This window comes from Lysinibacillus macroides, assembly GCF_001281525.1.
Taxonomy (GTDB): Bacteria; Bacillota; Bacilli; order Bacillales_A; family Planococcaceae; genus Lysinibacillus; species Lysinibacillus macroides.
In genome coordinates, this window is the sequence record NZ_LGCI01000011.1 from 101,700 (window position 1) to 124,268 (window position 22,569).

The window sequence follows — 22,569 nt, forward strand, 5'->3', positions numbered from 1 at the left end:
AATAGTAACGCTTGCTCTTATAGCTGATTATATCTAGCTATTGGATATGTTTGTCAACTCAGTAAACATACGTTTTTTGTATTTTATATATTGTACCAATAGTTCGATATGTAATGAATCAATCTGATATGTATGAAAAAAGAGGATATATGCCCTTATATTGAACATAATATCCTCTTATTAATTTTGTCTATTTAAGAAGGAAACAAAAGGCGCTTTTGCTTATCTTAAGATTTTGCTAGTTCAATAAAGCCTTCTCCAAAGACATCCCTTACATCATGAATGGCAATAAAGGCATCTTTATCGATTTCTTTAACAATCTTTTTAAGCTTTACAACCTCTTGCTTACTAATCACAATATACAGGACTTCCTTTTGCTCCTTTGTATAATAGCCATGACCAGCAAGCACCGTCACACCACGATTCATAAAGGCTGTAACACGTTCAGCAATAGCTTCTGGCTTTTTAGAAATAATGGTAACAGCCTTTTTAGGATTTACTCCTTCAATAACAAATTCCATGATCTTTGTAGCCACATATAGCATAATAATCGTTAGCATTAATGCTTCTGCACCAATAACGAAATAAGATGCAAACGCAACAATTAAGTCAAAGAATAGTAGGCCATAGCTAATACTCCAGCCTAAATATTTGTTTGTCATTCTCGCTAAAATTGTGGAGCCTGCTGTTGTACCGCCCACTCTAATAATAAGACCAATACCAACACCAGCAAAGACGCCGCCAAAAATCGTATTGACAATAATTTCATTTGAGGAAATTGACCACGATTCTGTTAAATGTAAGAATAGGGAATGGAAGGAGACCGCAATAATTGTATAAATTGTTGTTTGTCTGCTTAAAAATTTATAACCAGCAACAAGTAATGCTGCATTTAAGACAAAGCTGACAATACTAGGTGACCAGCCAAACAGATAGTAAGCAATAATCGTTAAACCTGTTACACCACCTTCACCTAAATCATTTGGAATAACAAATAAGTTAACAGCTAGTGCAAAAAGCAACGCTCCAAGCATAATTACTAACATATCAATGACATACTTTTTCATTTATAAAACACCACCATTTCCTATTTGATTTTTTTCTTAAGTCCATACTATAGCAGGTTTTTCACAATTGATACACCCTTTAAGTCAATATTGAAAGTCAATTTTCTAATCTTGACTTACTGAAAAAAGTATTTATAATAATTGTAATACTTAAAGGAGGATGATTAAAAAATGACACATTCTATGAAGCTTCGTTTTCCGACTTTGGCCCAATAACTAAATATGGTCAAAAGCTCTGTTTGTGAAACTAGAGTAAACGGGATAGGTCTGTCCTTTTTTAATCATCTTCATAAGGCTGTAGAGTCATCTTTTTTGTGAGGATAAAATAGTATATCTTTGTTACGTTTATCACAGGCAGATTGTCTGTGATTTTTTTTAGGAGGAGAAGTGCCATGCATATGTTATTGTTCTTTTGATACGAGCTGTTAAAAAAGCTCGTATCGATGCTATTGCTATCGATACGAAATCAATTTATTTCGGGAGGTAGCAATATGGAAAAAGTATGCTTTGAATTAGAACATATAGAAGTTGTTTATTTAGATAAAGAGGTATTAACAATTGAAAAATTAGCGGTGCATCAATTTGATCGCATTGGAATTGTTGGAAAAAATGGTGTAGGTAAAAGTACGTTAATGAAGTTGCTTGCGGGTAAGGTTCAGCCAACAAGAGGAAAAGTAAAGCGTTATGTGGACTTTGGCTATTTTGAGCAAATGGACGCACCAACATTAGCCGAGGCAGATGCCGCATTATTAGGAAAGCTAGCGGTTCCTAAATCTTCTCCCCAGCTAAGTGGTGGCGAACAAACAAGGTTAAAGCTAGCCCAATTGTTTTCTACTTATCAGGAAACTCTTCTTATGGATGAACCAACAACGCATTTAGATCAGGCAGGTATTGCATTTTTACTGGATGAATTACGTTACTATTATGGAGCATTGCTAGTTATTAGTCATGATCGAGCTGTACTGGATGAACTGGTTACAACAATTTGGGAAGTAGATGAAGGTAAGGTGCATGTCTATTCTGGCAATTACAGTGATTATGCTGCACAAAAACAACTACAGCGTGAGCAACAAAGCCAAGCGCATAGCCAGTATATAAAAGAAAAAAATCGACTTGAAAAAGCTGCGGATGAAAAAATGAAAAAAGCTGAAAAAATTACCCAGGCAGGGAGCATGTCAAAAAGAGAAGCAAATGCACCAGCCAATCGTATGTTTATGACAAAGTCTAAAGGCACAAGTCAAAAGGCTATGCAGCGTGCAGCGAAGGCCATTGAGCATCGACTGGAAAAGCTTCATGCGGTAGAGGCTGTACAGCAAGAGCAAAAAATTGTTTTTCGACAATCCAAAGCATTAGCCATGCATAATAAATTTCCGATTATGGCGGATAGACTAAGTTTACAGGTTCAGGATAAGGTGCTATTGGAGGAAGCGAGCTTTCAAATACCATTAGGTAAAAAAATAGCGCTTACGGGTAGCAATGGCAGTGGAAAAAGTACATTGCTCCGTTATATTTTTCATAAAGGCGAAGGGCTAATTATTTCACCAAAGGCAAAAATAGGCTATTTCCAGCAAATGAGTTATCAGTTTACGAGTGAGGAAACGGTCTTGCAGTTTTTAAAAAACCGTTCAGATTATGAGGAAGGTTTATTGCGTAGTGTTCTCCATGCTATGCAATTTGATGGTACAGATTTACAAAAAAGTGTGATGTCCTTAAGTGGTGGAGAAGCTATACGTCTTCAGCTCTGCCAGCTATTTCTGGGAGAGTATAATATTTTACTGTTGGATGAACCGACAAATTTTTTAGATATTCTCGCACTTGAAGCACTCGAGCAATTCATAGCTGCCTATGAGGGAACAATACTTTTTGTCACACATGATAAAAGCTTTATAGAGAATGTAGCTGACTTACAGTTCACGATTTGTGATAAAAAAATAAAGTAAGCAAAAAGGTGCGATTCTATATTTAGGAGAATCGCACCTTTTTCTTGAAAATCTATAAACAAGCAGGTGATCGGAAAATATTGGCGAAAATGTAGGGTAGACAAAATAAAAGGATGATGAATATGCTTGTGACGACAAAATTAAAAATTAATAAGCCAGCCCATCAAATATTTGAAGCCATTGTTTCTCCTACAGAAATCGGTAATTTTTGGTTCTCTAGCAGCTCAGAAAGATGGGACACCGGTAAGAGAATTATATTGAAATATAAGGAGTACCATGCAGAGGGCGTAATAACTGTACTAGAAATAGAGCCCGACAAGAAAATCGTATTTTCATGGGGAGAAGAGCACGATGAGATTACGATGGTAACAATTTCTTTGCAACAACAGCAAAGTGAAACGATTATTGAGGTAGTAGAATCAGGATTTGATGCGCATGACCCAGAAATTGTCGCAAAAATGATGGCGCAAAAAGAGGGCTGGGTTTATACATTAACATGCCTTAAGGGGTATATAGAAAATGGCATTAGCAATTTAAGAGCTTCGTTAATCCATTAAGGGGGCAACTGGGATGGCGGAAACACAAGAAATAGAAGAATTAGCAAATAAAATAGCATGTGCAGCAAGAAAATCATTTTTGGAGCTTTTTAAAAATGGTGAACGGTTTTATTACTGTACATTCTTTACCACTGGGGAAGGGCATGCACCGAGCATTTCTGCTTGGTCATGGGAGGCATTGACACGTGAAGCGACTAAACAAGCGATCCACAGTGATAGGCCAGCCCCTGAAATGGCTGATCTTATTAAGTGGTCGTATGCAGACTCTCCATATTACTGTTTTGGTGAAGAAAATTTTGCTGATGTATATGAATCCTTTGCAAAGCGGCCACTTATCTGGACACTTGAAAATGGAGAATGGCATAAAGAATTGATGCTACGCTTACAGGCAATGGAGATAGCCCTAAACATGCTTGATGAAGAGGGGCTATTTTCCTTAAATCAGCCAAGGGATGCTATATGTATTACTGTTGAAATAATGCCTCCAGAAGAAATCAATAGCCAAATGGCGCTACGATTAAATAATCCGTCATCACCAGCTCTACAGCAATGGTTAGTCGAAGCGGCAGAATGAATGGGAGGTATTAGATGACAAAATTGTATTGGGTCATTGGTGGAATTTGTATGAGTGTGGGATTAGCCAGAAGCATTGTTTTTTGGAAGGTACAAAAGGATATGAATAAGGCTGACCCTGCATATATTGTACAATTTATAAAGGGGAATATTGGGAATGAGGATATTTCTGTAGCGATTCAATATAATCAGTAGCCAAGTTTAGACGGTGAATATAAAGAATATCGGTATCATTGATGTCTCGATAAGCTGGCAGAGATAAAGTAAGAATGTTTCCTCCATTCAGCTGTGCATTGCCATAAAATTTTAGCCATCAGCAATAACAGGGTGATAAGTTAAATCCTAGTTCTGCTTCAGCCTCTATAATCCAATTTTCTTCAACACCATGTCCAGGAAACCATTTAATGGCTGTCGTACTGGCAAGCTTTTCTGCTAATCTATCATCCATGGTAACTACTCCCAATCTTTTTATCAATAATATCTAATCTATATCTAATGTTCAAAGAGTAACCTTGTACATAAAAGCACAAGAAGTACCTTTTCCCATTCAATTGCATAATATGAATTGATCATAGATGAAAGGATTGAGGTACATGAATCACCCTTATTATGGTAATTACTCAATGTACCAGTATGGTTATCAGCCTACTTATTGGGCTTATCCAAATCAGATGGAGCAAGGAACTAGACATCATATGCGGCAGGATTATGGAGGTGAGCCATTCGTTATAGATATTGAAGAGGCTACCAAGCGAAACAATCATTATCGTACAGCACTATGGACAGGGGCAAACTTACAAGTAACAGTGATGAGCCTTGATGTAGGGGAAGATATTGGTTTAGAGGTGCATCCACATGTCGATCAATTTATTTGCATTGAAGAGGGGCGTGGTGTGACTCAAATGGGACCTAGAAGAGATTATTTAAATGTGCAAAAAAATGTTTCAGAAGATACAGCGATAATGGTACCCGCAGGAACTTGGCATAACGTGACAAATACAGGAAATAAGCCACTAAAGCTTTACACAATTTATGCACCACCGAATCATCCATTTGGAACGATTCATAGAACAAAGGCGGATGCAATTGCTGCAGAAGCAGGCTATGGACAGAGAGAATAAATGATCAAAGAAAGCGTGTTTTGATACAAACATGCTTTTTCTTGATATATTGTAGAGGATAACGGTCTTTAATAAAGGGTGATAGAGAAATGAAATACTCAAAGGCAACAAACTATGCTTTACATACAATGGTTATTTTGGCGCTGACTTCTCAAGAAAAATCAATAAGTGTGGAGTCTTTAGCAGAAATGCAAAGCTTATCGTCAACCTATCTTTCAAAAATTCTTACAAAGCTTGTGAAGGCAGGCTTAATTGTGTCGAATCCAGGTGTGAATGGCGGCTATCGTATTTCCAAGCATCCTCAGGAAATTTCCTTTTTAGATGTAATCTATGCGATTGAAGGACAGACCTCATTATTTAGCTGTTCCTCTGAACATAAAGATTCTCTTCATAAGGAAGGCTGTCTGATCGAGCAAGTGATGATAGAGGCTGAGAATAATATGAAAAAGGAACTTGGTAATAGGTATATTATAGATATAGCTAAGCAAGTTAAAGAAAAAGGGGAGTAGACGGATAGAATTCTTAAAGTGATGAATAAGGTAGTATGCAAAAATAAGTTCTCCATATATTAGAGGGACACCCTTTTTAGATGACTTCAAGGGTGTCTTCATACAGTATATTTCTATTACACAAACATAGTATGAATTTATAATTCCTTACAAGCTCACAACCTTTAGGATAGGAGCAGTAAGTGCGACAACAAGCATGAATGTCATATATGGAAGAGGGACTCCCAAAAAAATCTCTGATTATTTTCAACGTTTAGGAACAACCATATCTCCTACCAAATAAAATACGAGCTTTACAGTATCTTGCATCGCTATATTGACATTTTCTAAATTTCTTTGCCTATTTTGAGTTTGAATTTCTCATCAAAATAGCATAAAATAACATCTGGTAAATATTCTATATAAATACCATTATAAAAGAACTTACAAATTGGATATGCTGGTCTAAAAGGTTATAATAGATTTATAGAATATAGGCTAATACGCTGATAAAGCTTTCACAAGGATAAAAAATTGACTTTTTAATTTACTAAAACATACAATTCACTTTACCCCCTTAGTTTTTCTACAAATAATTCTAAAGAAATACGAATGTCGTCTTATCTTATAGATAGATGGCTATACTGCATAAGAGGAAATTTTTACATAAGAATGATGCGTATTGTTGTAAATCCATTTTGATCGTGTAACCCTAGGCAGCGAGGCCGTTTTATAGAAGGAGTGAATCAATGAGTAAATTCTTTCAAAGTCATGGATTTAAACGTTTTATGCTTTTAGTCGGCATTGCGATTGCATTATATTTAATGCGTAGCATGATTAATATTATTCTACTTACGTTTATTATTACCTATTTGATGAATAAGCTTGCAACGAAAACAACAGAGGGTACGAGAAAATACGTACCACTGAATGAAAAAGCGGTGACGGTAACCTTGTATTTGTTACTTGCCGGTGCAATTGTAGCAGTGATTTATAAATATTTGCCGATTGTCACGCAGCAAATCACACAGCTTTTTGACCTTATAGCAAGCTTTAATGTTAATCCAGATGATAATGAGATTGCCAGATACTTAGCCCCAACCTTTGAGAAAATCGAACTTGATAAATATTTAGAGCAGGGTGTAGATATAACTCTTAAAAATATTACGAATATTGGTAAAATCATTATGCAAATCTTGATTTCATTAATATTAAGCTTATTTATCCTGTTAGAAAAGAAGCGCATTATTGAGTTTACCGCAAAGTTTAAGGATAGTAAGATTGCACCTTTATACGATGAGCTTCATTATTTTTCGAGAGTATTTATCCGTTCATTTGGAAAAGTAATTGAGGCACAGTTTATTATCGCTGCGGTTAACTGTGTACTATCAGTTATTATGCTTTATCTGATGGGCTTCCCACATTTAATTGCCCTTGGGATTATGATTTTTATTTTAGGTTTAGTGCCAGTTGCAGGTGTTATTATTTCATTAATACCAATGAGTATTATTGCCTATAGTATTGGTGGGCTAATGTATATTGTTTATATTTTGGTAATGGTGACAGTATTGCATGCGATTGAAGCCTATTTCTTAAATCCAAAGCTTATGTCTGCAAAGACGGATTTACCGATTTTCTATACATTTATGGTCATTATCTTCTCAGAGCATTTCTTTGGTGTATGGGGGTTAATCATTGGTATTCCGTTGTTTATTTTCTTACTGGATGTTCTAGGTGTTACCTCATCAGAAACGCCTAAGCAAAAACCTATAAGACGAAGCAAAAAGCAAATAGAATAGCATTATAAAAGGAATCATCTCTTGCTATGCAGATGATTCCTTTTATTTTACACCTTCTCTATAGAGGAAGAAGCAATGGTTTGTGGTCTTTTCTTAATGTACGTGTAAATAAGCAAAGCCGTAATACCCTCGACTACAGGGAAGGCCCACCAAATTGCCTTAGCACCAAATAATTTTGGGAGGATCAGAAGAGTCGGAATAAATAGAATTAAACTACGTAATAGCATAATCATTGTAGCCAGACGAATTTTTTCAATGGATTGGAAAAATTCCGCGAACACCATATTGATGCCTAAAAATATATAGCCAATCGCAAAATAAGCAAAGCCCTGTGCTGCCATGCTGCGAATTGCAAATGTGCTATCACCAAATAGCGCCATTAACTGAGAAGGAACGAGCATCGCAATAATAGATGTGAGTAGTCCTAAAATAAGGGCAGTGGCTAAACCGATTTTTAATAAGGCTGTTAATCGCTCCATTAATTTAGCACCATGATGGTAGCTAACTAGTGGTTGAAGCGCCATACCAATCCCAAGGAAAATCATTAATAGCACGGTATGAATATAATTGACCATCGCATAAGCTGTGACACCATTTGCACCTAAATAATGCAAAAAGGTTATATTATATAAAATAACAATTACAGCTACAGAAGCTTCAACGATAAAGCTCGGTAGCCCAATAGCAAAAATTTTCTTGAGGTCTGTTAGATTAAAAAATGAAGTAACAAACTTAAGTTCAGATTGTGGAAGGAAAAAATGAAGGCAGAGCACAGACATACCAATAATTGTAGCAATGGCTGTTGCTAGGGCACAACCTGTTACACCATAATCGAGCATAAAAATAAAGACATAGTTTAAGATAATATTTAAGACAGATGTTGTTATTAAGCCAAGCATCGCCAGCTTTGGATTACCATCATTTCGGATAAAAATGCTTAAAAGATTTTCGATTGTATAAAACACACCAAATAGCAAAATAACATATAAATAGTCTTGCACATATGGATACGTATCATCACTTGCGCCAAATATATAAGAAATATCCCTTAGATTGAATAACAGCAGCCCGATAATAGTGAGCACAATAACAAGCATTGTTAGAAATGCTAGTGTAAAGAGCTGGTGTGCTCGCTGTTTATTGCCCTCGCCAAGAGCGATTGAGAAAAGTGTAGCGCCGCCCATACCAATCCACAGGGAGATAGAAAGTAAAATAGAGAAAATGGGAACAGCAATATTAACCCCTGCTAATGCTGTAGGTCCCACGCCATGACTAACAAAAATACCATCGACTAAAATATTAACGGACATTAAGAGCATACCGACCAGTGCTGGGAATAAATACGATAAAAATAATGGTTTCAATGGTCTTGTTTCAATTGGATTAATGGTTGTCATGTCTACACACCTCCAACACCATTACTTTTTCCCCTTTATCATCTCGTTCACCATTAAAGGTAAATCCAAATTGCTGATAGAGTCGAATGGCTACAGCGTTGTTATCGTAAACGCTTAAATAGATATGAGCGCAGTTAAACTTTATAGTTAAATAATGAATAAGCTGCTGTAAAAAATATTTACCTAAACCTTGCTTTTGATAACGTTCATCAATTAAATAGCGATCAAGCCAAATACGCTGACTTTGATCATCATGGGGGAATACACCATACATAGCAAAGCCTATAGCGCTATTATCCTTGTACAAGCCTAAGGGTGTGAAATGACGATCCCTCTCTGCCTCTGCTAAGCATTGGCTAGTTGTTTCAATAAAATGTTGCTGATTGTCAGCAATGCGTAAAGCTAAAATTTCCTGTTTGCTGAAAGCTGTAATGTCACGTATTTCCGTGAACATAAATGTCAAAACCTTTCTATTTTTAATGTGAATAGGTACAATCTAAAGTATATAGTTACTATATAGTCAAGGGAGGAAACTTAAAATGCTTAATAAAAATGTGAAATTTTTTACAACAGGTGAGTTTGCTAAAATATGTAAAGTTAATAAGCAAACATTAATTTATTATGATCAAATTGGTTTATTGTCGCCTGCTATAAAGGACGGTAAAGGTTATCGTTATTATTCCCTTGCACAATATGATTTTTTTAGTGTCATTGAATTATTAAAAGCAGTAGGTATGTCCTTAAAAGACATTCAACAGTATATGGCAGAAAAATCACCTGAAAATTTTTTAGAATTAATGCAGCAGCAAAAGGAGATTGTTGCACAGAAGCGCCGAGAGTTAGAAATCATTGAAGGCATTATTGATGTCAAAATGAAAACAACAGAGGAAGCATTGCATCTTCACTTTGATGACATCACCATTGAATATTTTCCAGAGGCAACATTATATTTAAGTAAAAATATCGAAAATTCTACGGAGGAGCAATTTGTGAAGGCTGTAGCCGACTTTATTGAGGAGCTAGACCGCTCCCAATTAGATACAGGCTATCCAATAGGGGGCATTACAACAAGAGAGCAAGTGCTAGCGGGTAATTATGATAATTATAGTTACTTATATATAGAACAGCCACATCCACGAGAGGGGCATCCTTATTTTAAAGCAATAGAGGGGCAGGTTATTATTGGCTATCATATAGGCCCCTCTAAAATGCTTGGCGAAACATATAGCCGATTATTTAAGGTGATGCATGAGCAAGGCTATCAATTAGGTCAGTATGTTTATGAGGAGTACATTTATGATGCTGTCATGAAAGATCGTGAAGAAGAGTATGTCACCAAAATTATGATGGAGGTACAAAAAATTCAATAAGCTATAAGGAATGCTTATAGGTGAGCCCTTTATCGTATGTTGTCTTTTAGATATCAGTAAAATCTTCATATTTTTCTATTTCCTCTAATTAGGAAGGCGTTTTTTGACGATATAGAAGTAAATTTATAAGGGGGGTGAAGTTTTATGTGGATGGAGCGTTGGCATAGCTTAATCGAACAGTTAAAGCAGCAAGGAGCCTCTGTGCATCCTATTGATATTCAGCCTGTAGCGACGGAGCAGGAGCTACAGCAAGCTGAGGAGCAGCTTGGCATCCCAATTCCTACTGAGTTTCGTCAAATATTACAAAATTATGCTCAGCAAGTGAATCTCTATTGGTCTCTACCAGATACAGCGATTCTTCCAGAACAATTGACAGATAGACCTTCAGGTGATTTTGGATGGAGCTTGGTGGATTTATTTTTTCCTGACTTTGGTGGTGAGGAGGAGCTAGATAAGCAGCAATACCTACAATTTTACACAGCGCATAATGGAGATGCTGTTCTGATGAAGTTGGCAGATGAATCGATTTGGTATTGGAGCCATGAGGAGGATGAGTTTGATTTCCTTGCATCTAGCTTCCAGGCTTACGTTGATCATGTAACAGCTTTAGGCTGTATTGGGGTAGATTGCGGGCAGCATCGTCAGTTCTGTGATGCAGCTGGCTTAAATCCTTATTCAGCTAGCTCGCAAATTTGGCTACAGTGGTTTGAACAATATAGAACATCAGACTTACAGCAAGCTAAATCCAGCTTAGAGTCCTTGCTTTTCTATGTTTCTATGCATGGTATGAAAAATACTGAGGTGCAGGGGTTATTTTCATTATTCAATAAAGAACAAGTATATCAAGCATTGCGTCAGAAGATTGAGCAAGATTCATCCTTATGGCATCAACAAGTATGGAGCGATGTGCTAGTAAAGATATGTGCAGATAAGGCTGAGCAGTGGGTGAGAGGGCTATGGCAAGAGACTAACGAAATAGCAGAGACCTTGCGTGATTATTTAACAGCCTATTGCTTACCAATGGAAGAGGGACTGACTTTAGTTCTTCAGGATATTGAAAAGGATAGGATTACTAGTTATACAGCCTTACATCGTCTGCGCCATTTCCATCATCCAAGTGTTATCCATTGGATGAAGGACTATCTTGCCTTTCCAATCGATGGATGGGCTACACTGTTAGCGCAATCACAGCCAAGTGCAGCGCTATTATTTGAATGGTTAAACGGTCATGAAGTAGAGAGGCTTACTGCCATCCGAGCCATTGATTATATGATGCGTCAGGGAATTGCGCCCACCACCGTTGTAGAAACGGAAAAGTGGCAGCCATTATTAATATTTTGGGCAGAGCATGAGGTATTACGAAAAAATAAACAACTCTTTAGCCATGCTTTAAATAGTTTGGATAGTTGGGTATGAAAGCCATAGGAGGAGATAGCTTGAATCACTTTACAATATGCGCTTCTAAGAACGATACACATGATATTGAAGAGGGAATTTTAGATACATTGGCACAGGGCTTTGTAGTTGAAAAAAATGATAGTAGCTATTTATTGAAATCGAAGGGGCTGTTTAAAAGGCATCAAGGGGCTATTCATGTGATTGCTGATAATACAGACCCTGATTATTTTGCCAAAAATATGCCTGGAATGATGAGTTTTTACCATAATATTCCTTTTGAAGATGAACAACTAAAGGAACTTGTCATGATTCAAATATCTGTTTTCAACACAGTGATTGCAGTTGAGATGGACAAAGAAATAACGGACGAGCAAATGCAGCTATTAATAAAATTATTATCAAGTATAGGTGGTGTTGGCTTTTTACCAGATGGTACTTTGCTTGATCAACAAGGCTTGGTTATTGTTTATCCGAATGGAGAATCAGGACCATCGAACTTTAGACCTCATGCCTGTACAAAAATGATCAATGTCCAAGAGGCAACATCAGCACAAGGGGAAGCACGTAAAAATAACACGATTGCATTCTTAGTAGAGAAAGGAATACCTTATGTAGCATCATTGCCACAGCTGCCGTCGGTAGAGGACTGTGCTTTTAAAAGGCAGGAGGATATTGCGAAAAGAGCAGTAGCTTTATTAATTGCTATTCAATTTGCCTGTGATGTAGCACAAAGCGGAAATATTGAGGATTCAAGGGAGTTCTTTCTAAATATGCTGCATAAGTATAATGTACAGCAATTTTTAACGGACAATGAAAAGAGCTTTCTTCAGGCACAATATCCAGATGCACAATATCCAGATGCACAAGAGGCAGTGAGCATTGCCTGGCAATATGAAGCATACTGGACGCTGATTTGGGCATTGGGTTTTGTGGAAACATTAGAGTTTCCAGATGATGTATGTGATTGTGACTATGCGATTCAGGTAGTCTCTAGCTGTGAAACATTTGAGCAATTTTATGCCCAAATAGCCATGCGTAGTAAGGAAGAAATTTTGGATGAGGCTGATAAAATTTATCGATTGCATTGGGCTTGTGTAAATAGTCGTATCAATGGGCAAGCCGCGCCATTAGCATTAAATGAAAGCGTTGTAATGGAAAGACGTAGAGCCCTATTTTGGATGATTGGTTACCGCAATGAACAATGGGATACAATGTCAATGGATACATAGATAGAAAAGCATCTCCATTCTATACAACTGGAGATGCTCTTCCATTATTTATAATGATAGGTGTTTGCTCTAGTGTTGCGTTGAATTTGATTGAACCATGCACGATCTTTTTCTTCCTGCTGCAATGTTCCAGTAATGGAGGAGGAACAGCTCACACAAATTTTTGCTTGCGTTAACTGCCCACATCTTTCACACGGAGCACCTAAATTAGGAAATATAGATTTCTTTAATTTTCCGGTTTTCACCCATTTATAAAGTAGCTCAGATGATATGCCTGTTAAGGCGACAACCTCATCATTTGTTAAGTAGCGATTATTTTTTCTTAGTAAAAAATGATGTAACTCTGAAAATATATCCTCTTCTCTGACATCAATTCTTTTTTGAAATAGCAACATAATCAGTCCTCTCTCCCTCACATTCATTAACTGTTGTAGACTGTTCATCATATCTGTAATTTTCCCAACGCGTACGTGCAAGCTTTCGATATTTTGGCGATACATGTTTATCAGCAATTAAACGTGAGAACCCTCTTTTGGCTTCAGTAATATCACCGAGGCGGAGGCTTAGTTCTGCGTGTAAAAACTGAATTCTTTCCCCACCCTCCTGATTGGATGCAAAGGATTTACTATAAAAGTCTCTAGCTGCAAAAAGATAACGCTTTTCGGATTCCTGCTCATTTTTCAAACGATAGAGCCAGGCAATTTTTAAGGCGAAATTAGCCATTAACAGCGATTCCTCCATAGCTGCACGGGCTACTAAATAGGCGAGCTTAAAGCTAGTGATAGCATCGTCAATAGTGCGTTCCTGACAGATGTTCATTGGTTTTTGAAGCTCTTTAATATATAATTCCTCAATTAGCAACATAAAGGGCCCATATGTTCGAGACATTGATTTGTGGTAGGCATAGCCGCAATGTGGACATACAGCGACCTCGTACAGCAAAGGATTTAGGCCTTCATAAACAGGCATAAAATCAGATTGCTCCTCGATAATTTTATATCGATTAGGGCGTACTTTATATGTTGTAAAATGCTTTTTGCAACATTTACACTCCACATTACTTTCATAGTAGTAAATATTAAATGCCATAAGAATCAACTCCTTCTGCATGCCTTAGGATTTTATTTCTTTTGTTCTATTTATACGAATAAAATTATCGTTCAATGTATTTAATTTCTTATCTTTTATTTTAACAATTCTATGTGCTTTGGTATACTCCTTTAGAATTATTAAAATAAAAATAATGTTTATTTTATTAGTTAAATATCATTAAAAATACGGTTATAACAGTGTTTATCATTGTAATTAACATACGTTATATCGTCTGTAAAAAGTTTGTCGAAATACGTACAAAAATTTTATTATTAATTTTTAAGGGATGTATATTTTATGGTACAAAAGTATGTCTCCGGAGATGATTTAAGATGTAGAATAAAATAGTATTTTTTGAGGTAGATGGGATGCTTATTAATTAGCCCAGTGGTGAAATGTCAACCATAAAAAACATCAAAATTGGAAATTCCTAAGTGCGAAAGCTTATTCATCGCCACTTTAAGGCGCACTCAAATAAACCTCACGTTTTCCAACTTAAAAAGTTAAAAAATGGAAGTTGCAAATTAACTAAAGAAAAGCGAGAAAGTGTTCGTTATTCTCTCCTTTCTTCTTTGGGCGTGTACAGCTGTTTCGTGCGTAGTAGCGAATGCACGAGCCGTACAAGTTTTCTAGCGGTTAAGACGAGAGCGCGTTTGTGTTGATGCTTGGTTACTTCTTGATATTTCTTTTGATAAAAGGCTTTATATTCGGTGTCATGTTTTCGTATGGCGTCTGAAGCTTGTACAAGATAATAGCGTAAATACTTATTGCCGGTTCGCATCCGACTGGTGTTTTCAGACTCATATTCACCTGATTGATGCTGTGTCCATACGAAACCTGCGTATTTCGCTAAAGCGTGGTGATCATCAAAACGATGGATATCGCCAATCTCTGCGATTAAGCCCGCTGCGTACACGGGACCGATGCCTTTTACTGATGTTAATGTTTGCGGAATACCTTTCATCATGCGTTCGATTTCTTTATCTAAACGCTTTACTTGGGTTTCCATGTGCTGAATCGTGCTCAGAATGACTGATAAAGAAAGATTGACGGGATCCGCCATCACTTTATCTAAACGATAGGAATTGCGAGCGAGCTGCTTGAGATATTTCGCCATCTCCTCTGGCGCCACAAAACGATTTTTGCCTTTCTCTTGTAGGAACTCTACGAGCTCCTCTAAAGGCATATCGGCAATGATACCTGGATCTAGTTCTTCTATCACCGCGACACTTGTCGCACCGAATGTATCGGAGAACGGATTATCTTGGCGTAAGCCACTAAATTTTAAGTACAGTTGATTTAACATGTATGTTTTATTACGGGCAATTTCATGGACTAAATGGAAGCGCGTGCGTGTTAATCGACGAAGTGCATCGTAAATTAAGGTTTCTTGCATTTCATGTGGCAATCGTCCAAAGCGTAGATGATCCGCAATAACCCAGGCGTCTATTTTGTCGTTTTTCGGTAACATATCATAGCCCTTCTTAAAACGGGAAACTTTACGTGCGTTGAGCATATAAATCGCTGTTTGAAGATGTGGTACTACTTTCTTACATTGTGCTTTTAAGTAATGGGCAAGGTGCCAACTATATTGATCCGTGGCTTCCATCCCAATTTTTAATTGATCTGTTTGATTTTTTTCCGCTGTTCGTATAATTTTTTGAATCAAGGTGTCCGCACCTTCTACATCATTTCGAACAGAAAAATCAGCGAGTGTGTGACCCTCTCCATGCATGAAATGGACATGATGGGAGCGCAAACTCACGTCAATACCGACTAGCATTTGTGACATGCCAATCACCTCCTAAAGGGGGAATTAATCAAGATACACGCAGACCTGGGTGCCCAGTCGAATCATCGATGTCTGCCTCGTGATGAGCAATCGCATGGAGAAGACCATAATTGAGCGCTACACTCTCTTCAATCATTGCGTCGCAGCCAGTGGTTAGACCTTCCATAATGAACGATGGGTAGCAGGCTTATGAAGCAGTACACATGCGTGTCCGCAAGGAGGAAAAGCTATTTCCTGCGAATACCTTGTCCGTTCCATTGTCTCATGGGCACAGTCTGAGTGAAATAAAAGTTGTCATAAAAAAGGACGAAGTACTGAAATGGAGCCTCCTCCATCCTTCGCCCTTGTGCTATAAAATTGGGTTAAAAAAGTGTATGACAAATAAACAGGCAAGCACCTGTGAGCAATACTTTAAGAAAAGATGATAAATAATGAAAATAGTGATTTCCTTTTGGCTCCCTCGGTCAAACCAGGGGCAAACAGGTAAAACATAAAACAGGAGTGAGGGAGCCAATTGGCGACCACTTCCTATAGGAAATCCAACAGATCCTCCAGCTGTCCGGATCAACTGGAAATTCTATCGGAAAGAGCTCTTACTACTAATATACGAGGAGGATAGCTATGTAGCAGAAAGCATGAAGTATGCAAATATTATAAAAACAAGGATTTTAGCTTCTAGCTACTACAGGAAGACCTTTGTCCATAGGTCATAAGTTAAAAAACCCCTTATTACAGCAAATGGATCATTTGTAAAGCGTCAAGATCGTGTTACCCATAACTGTTCAAAATGTACAAGCTATTGTACAGAAACAATAGCATAACCTCGCATGTCGATGAATAGTGTACAAAGCCCAATAGATCTATATGCGATGTGGGAAATATTATCTTCTGATTATGAATAAAAGTATTGTGGATGAAGGGGTGTTTCTTATGTGCCTATTTGGGACAGGTAGGCTGAAAAAGATATGCCGCTCAATTTCTGAATATATATAACAGCGATGACATCCTTATATTGCGAAGTATGACAGCAGGATGTTTCCAGGGCAATAGCTGTTAAGGTTGTACTGGATTACTTTAATATGAACGCAGAGGATGCAATAAGCCTTTAGTGATGGTAATAATGATATACTGGAGCAGGTAGGATTAGGGACGAAGATGGGGCACGATAGCTTACTTAAAAAAAATACTACAAAATTTGTTACCAAGGTAGTATAGAGTTTACCCTGTGTCAGCTTTGAATTATTTAAAGTAGTAGATATTTCAAATTATAATGAAACCTATTGATCATTTGTTTAAAAATTTTTAGGTGGGATAGATTTATGGTGCATCATATACAATCTCTAATTGAACATTATGGGTATTTGGGTATTATCGTGATACTAATTGGCGGTATTGTCGGACTGCCGCTTCCAGATGAGGTATTTTTGACATATATAGGCTATAGTGTTTATCGAGAAAATCTTGCACATATTCCTGCATTAATCAGTGCCATGATTGGTGCAGTTGGAGGCATTACCTTAAGCTACTATATCGGTTATCGCTTTGGCTTACCATTATTGCAGAAATATGGTCCTAAGGTTTATATTACTGAACAAAAAATAGCTTTTACTAAAAAAATGTTTGTCAAAATTGGCCCTCTCTTATTAGTAATAGGCTATTTTATTCCAGGTGTCCGCCACCTAACGGCTTATATTGCAGCTATTAATAATTATCCCTATAAAAAGTTTGCACTTTTCGCTTATATAGGGGCATTTATCTGGACTTTCACATTTATATCGTTAGGAAAGACGCTTGGAGAGAAGTGGCGATTTGTTGGATACTATTTATCCCATTATAGTATCTATCTCATCCTATTGTTTATTGTGGGGATGCTCATTGCTTATTATCTATTCAAAAAAAGAAATGTACAAAAATAAAAGTCGGTATACGCTATACCGACTTTTATATTATGGTAAAATAGCAAATGACCGCACAGGGAAGCCTGATGCTTTTTCTGGCTTAGGTACAATATTGAAGATGATAGCGCCCTTCGTAGGCAGCTTGTCCAAATTAGTCATTAACTCAATCTGATAGGTGTCTTGCTCAAGCACGAAATATTCACCATTTAACTTACCATTTTTACGAAAATCTGCAGCAGAATCGGTATCGAAGGTTTCATGTCCAATCGCACTGATTTTGCGTTCCTTGAATAAAAACTGCAGGGCCTCTAAGCCCCAGCCTGGAATATGATTATGTCCAAGCTCATCTGTATTATTGAAGGCCTCCTTATCTGGCCAACGTTTACTCCAATCTGTACGAAGTGCTACAAAGGTACCTGCTTCAATCTCTCCATGCTGGGTTTCAAAATCGAGAATATCCTGAACCGTTAGCGTAAAATCATGATTGCTCGCTGCCTCCTGTGATTTATCAATGACGATAAGAGGAAGAACAAGTTCTTTTAGCTCTAATTCTTCTAGGTAACGTCTGTCTCGCACAAAATGAATGGGTGGATCGATATGTGTACCATATTGACCTGAGAACGTGAATTGTTGGGCAAAGAAGCCATCATCATGAGAGAATAATGTTTCAAATTTTGCATCTTCAAACATAAAAAAATGTGGTGAGTTAGGGCCGAATGTATGTGTTAAATCAACCCATTGTTTTGATTTTAATAATTGCAATGCTTGTAAAAGTTCGTTTGCCATTTAGCTCCCTGCTTTCTGTTGATAGTAGTAAATAAAAAGGAATCCCCTTATGTAGAAGAGGACTCCTGTATAAAACAATAGAAGTTCGTCTTCTCATCTGTAAGGACAAAATCTTGCCCTTTGGAATTAGCACCATACTGTTAAGCTGGTTGCTGAGACTTCATCGGGCCACTCTCTCTGTCTCTCTCGATAAGAAAAAATATAAGAATATTCAAAAATAATAATTATTACTACTCTACCATACATTTTTATTGTTTACAACTTCAATAGGAATACAAGGTTAATGTTTTTCACCAATTCATATTCAAGGTGATACCACAACAGCCACTATCAATAAGACGTATTTGGAAACCATCTGGCGTATAGTTTGTTTCGAATTTCATGGTGATACCAGCAGATGAAATTAATTGCTCAACTTGTGTTTTGTTTGAAAGCTGCGCTGCATTCATTAAATCATGGGCAAATTGCTGGGAGCTATCAATTTTATCCGTTAGTAATTGTGCTTGCCGTATCATCGTCTTGATCCGTGTAGCTGAGGCTTTGAATTTATGTGTATCGATGGGTGGAAAGGGGCCATTATTGGTTGGCATTGCCAAAGGTCTAATGGCAAGCTGCTGGGGTGGATACTGGTAGGGATGAATAAAATATGGATAAGGATTGTAATACAATGTAATTCCTCCTATCCTATAACTGATATCTTATCTTATGTATGACAAGAGTTTTAGGTGTTATTTTCAAAGGAGGAGAGCTGGCTGAAATAATGGTAACAGATATTGGTTCTGTTTAGAAATAGATGTCCTTTCACATGACGAGGTAAGTATTCCAGAGCTGGAAGAAGCGTTTGGTGTGATCTGTCCACCAGCTTTTTCCTCATTATCAATAAAAGCATCCTATAAGATATTTTTTTAAGTGTCTATCTTATAGGATACAGTTTCGCCCTTTAAGATAATTTATTTTAATAAACTGAATTTTTTTGTTAACCTTCTGATTTCTTCGTCCTCACCAGCCACTATTACGCCAACAGGCTCTGTTTCTTCTATACTACTATTAGAAATTTTTTCTTTATATACCTCAAATTCGTTGTTTAAGGTTTGCCCTGTTTTAGAAAAAACGACACATTCAACTGAGCTTTTATCACTTAAAAGACTTTTACTAAAGTTTATTATTTGATTTTTACCCCCTTTAAGGATAAGCGTACTATATTTAATACCAGCATGTTGTACATTGTCCGTATCTACAACAGGTTGGTCAGAATAAAGGCTAGGGTTATTGATAACTAGCTGTCCCATTAGTAAAGCTGTTACGTTTGCGGCCGCTCCGATTTCCAAGTTTTTATCTACAATAATAGCTACTCTTTTCATCTTATCTTTACCCCTCTAATTCTTTTTTTGTGAAACAAACCCAAGGCATATCAATACCTTTTCTTAAAAAGTAATTTTCATTGCCTGTCATATCTACATAATTACTATTTTGAAAAATTGCTAAAAATTTATATATTATGATATTGTTACAAGATGGTATTGTCAATACGTTCCTATGAGTACTTACAAATAAATAGAATTTCTAAATGTTTAGTATATAGGAATGAAGGAATTTTATGAAAGCTGTATTTTTTAGAATCTGATTCTTACGTTCATTAAATCATGGGTAAATTGTTGGGAGCTATCAATTTTATCTGGCAGTAATTGTGCTAGCTGGATTAATGTCTTGATCCGTGTAGCTGAGGTTTTGAATATGGCCATTGCTACAGCTTTAATGGCAAGCTGATGGGGGATAAGGAGGGTAATACAATATAATTCCTTCTATTTATAATGGATAACTTATATATCATAAGGGCTTTAGGTGTTATTACCAAAGGAGGAGGGCAATATAATAAATATTCGTCTATATATTGAAAATGGCTTTCGAGCTTATTATGACCGCTATTATCACATTTCTGATGAAGGCTTTTGTAGATGGATGCGTCCAGATGTTCCTGATGAAATGAAGGTAATGGATATTGATGAGGAATGGTCTGTTTGGAAATTGATCCCCTCTCAAGTGACCGAGCAAGATATTCAAGGCTTAGAAAAAGAATTTGGCTTGAAATTTCCACAATGGTATAAAGTATTTATTTCAACATACGCTCATTATTTTGATCATATCCCTGAACAAGATTTACATAATCCTTTAGACAATATTCGAGATATGTACAATCCTTCCCTATGCCATTTAGGCTACCTACCATTTTGTTGGGACGCAGAGTATGGTCATATTTTTTGTATAGATGTCAACCATTTAGAGGATGAAGAAAGCTGTGCCATTTATGCTATTGATCACGATATTTTATTTAATGAGGGGGTGGATATCCAAGCATCGTTAGAATATCTTTATCCTAATTTTAATGCTTATTTTGACCATACCTTTTTAGAAATTGAGTAGAGGGAAAATAAGTTAATTTATTTTTCCTCTACTTGATTTAGCCAAGAACATTCAAGACATCATCAATTTTTTTACTATGTGATAGAATGCCATAATTCATCCATGTTAAAAAGTCTACTTCATAGACACAGTTGGTTTTAACTGCGGCTAGGTTTTTCCAAGTGGAAGTTTTTAGAATAGCACGTTCCTCATTTTCATAAATAGAATGTTGTTTATCAAAGGTAATAAACAAGTGATCTGCGTCTAATTGCAGCAATTGATCAAATGTTAATGGTGCTTTACGCTGATTGTGCGGAATACTCCATACTAGTGGATGTGGCATTAAACCTAAGTCCCGATATAAAATGGGGCCGGTATAGCCACATTCGGGACCCGCGTATAGTGTAATGCCAATGGCTGAAATACGGAGAAATGCCACACTTTGCCCATAAACGGATTTGCTTAGAATTTCTCTAGCTTGCTGTACCTTATCCTCATATTGTAGGATCACGTCTTGCATCAAGGAGGTTTTTCCTGTTAAATCAGCAATTTTAAATAAAGTAGATTGCCAATTCTCGCCAGGGTGTGAGAGATGGCAGACGGGGGCTACTTCATTTAAATGATGAAAGGATTCCCAACGATCTACACCAGAATCTAGCATAATTAAGGTTGGTTTATAGTGGAGAAGGCGATCCATTTCTCTATTTTGTACATCAATATCTGGCACTTCTTGTAGACCTAAATAATCTTGTTTTCCCCATTTTGAATGACTGAATTGAGCAATTGGCGTAATCCCAAGGGCAACAAAGAAATCTTCTAAGAATGGTGCAAATACACGTAGATGGCTGCTTTGATTTCTTCGATATTGCCCTGGAGAGATACCGACATGCTCTTTAAAACGACGATTGAAATAATACTCATTATTAAATCCGACAGACTGACTAATTTCAAATACTCGATCATTTGTCGTCATTAATAATTGCTTGGCTTTTTCAATACGAATGTTATTTAAATAATGAAGAGGGATTTGTCCCGTAATATTTTTAAAAATGCGCGTATAATTCCACCTTGGCACATCGGCTAACTCTGCCAACTGCTCGACAGTCCACTCTTTTTCAAAATGTTTATGTAAATAGTTAATGGACTGCTCAACAGATTGGCGATCATTTTTTTGCACTAGCTTAGGTATGGGTTGATGTAAGAGCAATAGTATTAGCTCTTGAAAGTGAACATGCTGCTCAAAAATCGTGTGTTCATCCACCGCCAGACGATTCTGATAAATGGCTTCTAGCAGTCTACGATATTGCGAAAAGGGGAGGAGACGTTGTTCTTTGATATGTGTAAAATGGCTATAAGTAGTCTGTTTATTACTGAGATGGACAATGTTGAATTGTAATTGATAAAAGCAAAGGTGCTTGTTTTGGATGTGTATACTAATCGTGTTATTGGGCGGTACCAATATGCACTTTTCTTCACTAAGATGAATGGTGTTATGATCTATTTCTAGCTTTCCGCTGCCACTCATCACGATGAAAAGTGTATAGAAATCACTACTAAACTGCTGCTTTTTGGATGATTGAAGCGCATAAGAAATATTTTGTAACGTATAGACGTGTGTTAGGTTACCCATTGATAATTCACCCCTTTGGCATGTTTGAATTT

24 protein-coding genes and 1 riboswitch are annotated in these 22,569 nt (G+C 36.9%); of the genes, 13 read left to right on the forward strand and 11 right to left on the reverse strand.

Translation table 11 applies throughout. The annotated features are described in order from the left end of the window. Positions 1-227: 227 nt before the first annotated feature. Positions 228-1,067, reverse strand: a complete 840-nt coding sequence (locus ADM90_RS20835; protein WP_053996799.1) for a YitT family protein — start codon at positions 1,065-1,067, stop codon at positions 228-230. A gap of 171 nt (positions 1,068-1,238) precedes the next feature. Here ADM90_RS20835 and ADM90_RS25645 point away from each other — a divergent pair, with 171 nt between their 5' ends. The 5 genes from ADM90_RS25645 to ADM90_RS20855 all read left to right on the forward strand — a co-directional run bounded on the left by ADM90_RS25645 (position 1,239) and on the right by ADM90_RS20855 (position 4,332). Next, complete coding sequence (locus ADM90_RS25645) at positions 1,239-1,283, forward strand: erythromycin resistance leader peptide (protein ID WP_152928065.1); 45 nt, start codon at positions 1,239-1,241, stop codon at positions 1,281-1,283. A gap of 275 nt (positions 1,284-1,558) precedes the next feature. Beyond that, positions 1,559-3,007 (forward strand): Msr family ABC-F type ribosomal protection protein, encoded by a 1,449-nt coding sequence (locus ADM90_RS20840; RefSeq protein WP_053996800.1) that lies wholly within the window; start codon positions 1,559-1,561, stop codon positions 3,005-3,007. 113 nt (positions 3,008-3,120) lie between these two features. Beyond that, on the forward strand, positions 3,121-3,564 hold the full coding sequence (locus tag ADM90_RS20845; RefSeq protein ID WP_083448648.1) for an SRPBCC domain-containing protein: 444 nt from the start codon (positions 3,121-3,123) through the stop codon (positions 3,562-3,564). A gap of 13 nt (positions 3,565-3,577) precedes the next feature. Then, positions 3,578-4,138 carry a DUF4303 domain-containing protein gene (locus ADM90_RS20850; protein ID WP_053996802.1) on the forward strand — a complete coding sequence of 187 codons (561 nt, stop codon included), beginning with the start codon at positions 3,578-3,580 and terminating at the stop codon, positions 4,136-4,138. 14 nt (positions 4,139-4,152) lie between these two features. Continuing rightward, positions 4,153-4,332 carry a hypothetical protein gene (locus ADM90_RS20855; protein WP_053996803.1) on the forward strand — a complete coding sequence of 60 codons (180 nt, stop codon included), beginning with the start codon at positions 4,153-4,155 and terminating at the stop codon, positions 4,330-4,332. 118 nt (positions 4,333-4,450) lie between these two features. Here ADM90_RS20855 and ADM90_RS24405 read toward each other — a convergent pair whose 3' ends face one another. Continuing rightward, positions 4,451-4,585, reverse strand: a complete 135-nt coding sequence (locus ADM90_RS24405; RefSeq protein WP_152928061.1) for a sugar kinase — start codon at positions 4,583-4,585, stop codon at positions 4,451-4,453. A gap of 145 nt (positions 4,586-4,730) precedes the next feature. Here ADM90_RS24405 and ADM90_RS20860 point away from each other — a divergent pair, with 145 nt between their 5' ends. The 3 genes from ADM90_RS20860 to ADM90_RS20870 all read left to right on the forward strand — a co-directional run bounded on the left by ADM90_RS20860 (position 4,731) and on the right by ADM90_RS20870 (position 7,545). Beyond that, entirely contained in the window at positions 4,731-5,258 is a 528-nt protein-coding gene (locus ADM90_RS20860; protein WP_053996804.1) for a cupin domain-containing protein, read from the forward strand. 89 nt (positions 5,259-5,347) lie between these two features. Next, positions 5,348-5,767: an RrF2 family transcriptional regulator gene (locus ADM90_RS20865; protein ID WP_053996805.1), complete on the forward strand. Its 420-nt coding sequence runs from the start codon at positions 5,348-5,350 to the stop codon at positions 5,765-5,767. A 728-nt stretch (positions 5,768-6,495) separates the two neighbouring features. Beyond that, positions 6,496-7,545, forward strand: coding sequence for an AI-2E family transporter (locus tag ADM90_RS20870; RefSeq protein ID WP_053996806.1), 1,050 nt, complete (start codon positions 6,496-6,498; stop codon positions 7,543-7,545). Between the two features lie 47 nt (positions 7,546-7,592). Here ADM90_RS20870 and ADM90_RS20875 read toward each other — a convergent pair whose 3' ends face one another. Then, entirely contained in the window at positions 7,593-8,942 is a 1,350-nt protein-coding gene (locus ADM90_RS20875; protein ID WP_053996807.1) for an MATE family efflux transporter, read from the reverse strand. After that, positions 8,929-9,396 (reverse strand): GNAT family N-acetyltransferase, encoded by a 468-nt coding sequence (locus tag ADM90_RS20880; protein ID WP_053996808.1) that lies wholly within the window; start codon positions 9,394-9,396, stop codon positions 8,929-8,931. The genes ADM90_RS20875 and ADM90_RS20880 overlap by 14 nt, the downstream gene beginning before the upstream one ends. 85 nt (positions 9,397-9,481) lie before the next feature. Between ADM90_RS20880 and ADM90_RS20885 the strand changes: the two genes are divergently transcribed. The 3 genes from ADM90_RS20885 to ADM90_RS20895 all read left to right on the forward strand — a co-directional run bounded on the left by ADM90_RS20885 (position 9,482) and on the right by ADM90_RS20895 (position 12,939). Beyond that, positions 9,482-10,312 carry a MerR family transcriptional regulator gene (locus ADM90_RS20885; RefSeq protein WP_053996809.1) on the forward strand — a complete coding sequence of 277 codons (831 nt, stop codon included), beginning with the start codon at positions 9,482-9,484 and terminating at the stop codon, positions 10,310-10,312. Positions 10,313-10,456: 144 nt separating this feature from the next. Beyond that, positions 10,457-11,728, forward strand: a complete 1,272-nt coding sequence (locus tag ADM90_RS20890; RefSeq protein ID WP_053996810.1) for an SMI1/KNR4 family protein — start codon at positions 10,457-10,459, stop codon at positions 11,726-11,728. Positions 11,729-11,748: 20 nt separating this feature from the next. Beyond that, a complete protein-coding gene (locus tag ADM90_RS20895) occupies positions 11,749-12,939 on the forward strand; it encodes a DUF4272 domain-containing protein (protein WP_053996811.1) in 1,191 nt (396 codons plus the stop codon). A 44-nt stretch (positions 12,940-12,983) separates the two neighbouring features. Here ADM90_RS20895 and ADM90_RS20900 read toward each other — a convergent pair whose 3' ends face one another. The 3 genes from ADM90_RS20900 to ADM90_RS20910 form a co-directional block, all read right to left on the reverse strand. After that, entirely contained in the window at positions 12,984-13,334 is a 351-nt protein-coding gene (locus ADM90_RS20900) for a hypothetical protein (protein WP_053996812.1), read from the reverse strand. Then, on the reverse strand, positions 13,309-14,028 hold the full coding sequence (locus ADM90_RS20905; protein ID WP_053996813.1) for a DUF2225 domain-containing protein: 720 nt from the start codon (positions 14,026-14,028) through the stop codon (positions 13,309-13,311). The genes ADM90_RS20900 and ADM90_RS20905 overlap by 26 nt, the downstream gene beginning before the upstream one ends. Positions 14,029-14,584: 556 nt before the next feature. Continuing rightward, the gene (locus ADM90_RS20910) at positions 14,585-15,823 is read right to left on the reverse strand and encodes an IS110 family RNA-guided transposase (RefSeq protein WP_053995080.1); all 1,239 of its coding nucleotides are present in this window, start codon (positions 15,821-15,823) and stop codon (positions 14,585-14,587) included. A gap of 1,319 nt (positions 15,824-17,142) precedes the next feature. On the opposite strand from ADM90_RS20910, the gene ADM90_RS20915 reads away from it, so the two are divergent. Beyond that, a complete protein-coding gene (locus tag ADM90_RS20915) occupies positions 17,143-17,739 on the forward strand; it encodes a DedA family protein (protein ID WP_053996814.1) in 597 nt (198 codons plus the stop codon). A 30-nt stretch (positions 17,740-17,769) separates the two neighbouring features. Here ADM90_RS20915 and ADM90_RS20920 read toward each other — a convergent pair whose 3' ends face one another. From ADM90_RS20920 to ADM90_RS20930, 3 genes are all read right to left on the reverse strand, one after another. Then, positions 17,770-18,507: a cyclase family protein gene (locus ADM90_RS20920; RefSeq protein WP_053996815.1), complete on the reverse strand. Its 738-nt coding sequence runs from the start codon at positions 18,505-18,507 to the stop codon at positions 17,770-17,772. A 90-nt stretch (positions 18,508-18,597) separates the two neighbouring features. Further along, a riboswitch (SAM riboswitch) is annotated at positions 18,598-18,703 on the reverse strand. Positions 18,704-18,797: 94 nt separating this feature from the next. Then, positions 18,798-19,175: a hypothetical protein gene (locus ADM90_RS20925; protein WP_053996816.1), complete on the reverse strand. Its 378-nt coding sequence runs from the start codon at positions 19,173-19,175 to the stop codon at positions 18,798-18,800. Positions 19,176-19,457: 282 nt separating this feature from the next. Next, positions 19,458-19,868: a DUF2000 family protein gene (locus ADM90_RS20930; protein WP_053996817.1), complete on the reverse strand. Its 411-nt coding sequence runs from the start codon at positions 19,866-19,868 to the stop codon at positions 19,458-19,460. Positions 19,869-20,349: 481 nt separating this feature from the next. Between ADM90_RS20930 and ADM90_RS20935 the strand changes: the two genes are divergently transcribed. Continuing rightward, entirely contained in the window at positions 20,350-20,928 is a 579-nt protein-coding gene (locus ADM90_RS20935; protein ID WP_327037048.1) for an SMI1/KNR4 family protein, read from the forward strand. Positions 20,929-20,965: 37 nt separating this feature from the next. Here the strand turns inward: ADM90_RS20935 and ADM90_RS20940 are convergent, their stop codons facing one another. Continuing rightward, positions 20,966-22,537 carry a helix-turn-helix domain-containing protein gene (locus tag ADM90_RS20940; protein WP_053996818.1) on the reverse strand — a complete coding sequence of 524 codons (1,572 nt, stop codon included), beginning with the start codon at positions 22,535-22,537 and terminating at the stop codon, positions 20,966-20,968. Between the last annotated feature and the right edge of the window lie 32 nt (positions 22,538-22,569).

Coding starts and splice junctions, on each gene's coding strand:
- ADM90_RS20835 (WP_053996799.1), bottom strand. CDS start 1,067: ATGAAAAAGTATGTCATTGATATGTTAGTAATTATGCTTGGAGCGTTG.
- ADM90_RS20840 (WP_053996800.1), top strand. CDS start 1,559: ATGGAAAAAGTATGCTTTGAATTAGAACATATAGAAGTTGTTTATTTA.
- ADM90_RS20845 (WP_083448648.1), top strand. CDS start 3,121: ATGATGAATATGCTTGTGACGACAAAATTAAAAATTAATAAGCCAGCC.
- ADM90_RS20850 (WP_053996802.1), top strand. CDS start 3,578: ATGGCGGAAACACAAGAAATAGAAGAATTAGCAAATAAAATAGCATGT.
- ADM90_RS20855 (WP_053996803.1), top strand. CDS start 4,153: ATGACAAAATTGTATTGGGTCATTGGTGGAATTTGTATGAGTGTGGGA.
- ADM90_RS24405 (WP_152928061.1), bottom strand. CDS start 4,585: ATGGATGATAGATTAGCAGAAAAGCTTGCCAGTACGACAGCCATTAAA.
- ADM90_RS20860 (WP_053996804.1), top strand. CDS start 4,731: ATGAATCACCCTTATTATGGTAATTACTCAATGTACCAGTATGGTTAT.
- ADM90_RS20865 (WP_053996805.1), top strand. CDS start 5,348: ATGAAATACTCAAAGGCAACAAACTATGCTTTACATACAATGGTTATT.
- ADM90_RS20870 (WP_053996806.1), top strand. CDS start 6,496: ATGAGTAAATTCTTTCAAAGTCATGGATTTAAACGTTTTATGCTTTTA.
- ADM90_RS20875 (WP_053996807.1), bottom strand. CDS start 8,942: ATGACAACCATTAATCCAATTGAAACAAGACCATTGAAACCATTATTT.
- ADM90_RS20880 (WP_053996808.1), bottom strand. CDS start 9,396: ATGTTCACGGAAATACGTGACATTACAGCTTTCAGCAAACAGGAAATT.
- ADM90_RS20885 (WP_053996809.1), top strand. CDS start 9,482: ATGCTTAATAAAAATGTGAAATTTTTTACAACAGGTGAGTTTGCTAAA.
- ADM90_RS20890 (WP_053996810.1), top strand. CDS start 10,457: ATGTGGATGGAGCGTTGGCATAGCTTAATCGAACAGTTAAAGCAGCAA.
- ADM90_RS20900 (WP_053996812.1), bottom strand. CDS start 13,334: ATGTTGCTATTTCAAAAAAGAATTGATGTCAGAGAAGAGGATATATTT.
- ADM90_RS20905 (WP_053996813.1), bottom strand. CDS start 14,028: ATGGCATTTAATATTTACTACTATGAAAGTAATGTGGAGTGTAAATGT.
- ADM90_RS20910 (WP_053995080.1), bottom strand. CDS start 15,823: ATGTCACAAATGCTAGTCGGTATTGACGTGAGTTTGCGCTCCCATCAT.
- ADM90_RS20915 (WP_053996814.1), top strand. CDS start 17,143: ATGGTGCATCATATACAATCTCTAATTGAACATTATGGGTATTTGGGT.
- ADM90_RS20920 (WP_053996815.1), bottom strand. CDS start 18,507: ATGGCAAACGAACTTTTACAAGCATTGCAATTATTAAAATCAAAACAA.
- ADM90_RS20930 (WP_053996817.1), bottom strand. CDS start 19,868: ATGAAAAGAGTAGCTATTATTGTAGATAAAAACTTGGAAATCGGAGCG.
- ADM90_RS20940 (WP_053996818.1), bottom strand. CDS start 22,537: ATGGGTAACCTAACACACGTCTATACGTTACAAAATATTTCTTATGCG.